This is a genomic window from Streptomyces sp. URMC 129 (genome assembly GCF_051386415.1).
Classification (GTDB): Bacteria; Actinomycetota; Actinomycetes; order Streptomycetales; family Streptomycetaceae; genus Streptomyces.
Genome location: NZ_JBPQTQ010000291.1, coordinates 1 through 758 on the forward strand (window position 1 = coordinate 1; position 758 = coordinate 758).

Sequence of the window (758 nt, forward strand, 5' to 3'; positions counted from 1 at the left end):
GCCCCCTGCCCCACCCGTTCCTCCCGCTGACCGCCCGGCAGGACCAGGTCCTGTCCGCCTGGCTCACGGACTACGTCGGTGCCCCGCACCCCCGCCTCGGCCGCGACGGCGCCGTCTGCCCCTTCGTGCGGCCCGCGCTCCGCGCCGGCAGCCTGCGCACGGCCCGGTGCCGGTGGCGGCCGGGGGACGGACCGGCCGGGATGGAGGCGCTGATCCACGCCGCCATGGACGCGTTCGACGGCGCCCCCACGGTGTCGCGCAACGCGGCGCTCGACAGCCTGATCGTCGTCTTCGACGGCCTGGAGCGGCCCGACTGGTGGCTCATCGACGAGGCGCACCGCACCACCAAGGACGCCGCCGTGGCCCGCGGCCTGATGCTCGGCCAGATGCACCCCGAGTGCACCGCGCCCGCCAGCCGCAACCCCCTTTTCCCGGTGAACCGTTCGCCCTACCCGCTGATCGCGATCCGCCCGATGGCGTTCCACGACATCCTGTTCCTGCACCAGAATCCGGCGTGGTTCGAGAAGTACCGCACGGACTACGGTCATCACTACCGGTCACCGGCGAAGGTCGATCCCGTCTTCGTGAGCCTCTTCGACGCGGGCGCGCTCATGGCGGCGGGCGGCAGTCTCGTGTGACCCGGCGCCCGCCCGGCCGCACGCCAACGCGCCGCCGCCGCACCACCGTTATCCCTCACCGTTTCCCCCCGCCCTGCGCGTTCGAACCAGCGCGGCCCGAACGCGGCGCCCGCCGCCGTG

1 protein-coding gene is annotated in these 758 nt (G+C 74.1%); it reads left to right on the forward strand.

Annotated features, from left to right (window positions below; genetic code table 11):
- A partial coding sequence (locus ACSNOC_RS27830) for a DUF6875 domain-containing protein (protein WP_436750344.1) occupies positions 1–638 on the forward strand: 638 nt, incomplete at its 5' end.
- Positions 639–758: the final 120 nt, after the last annotated feature.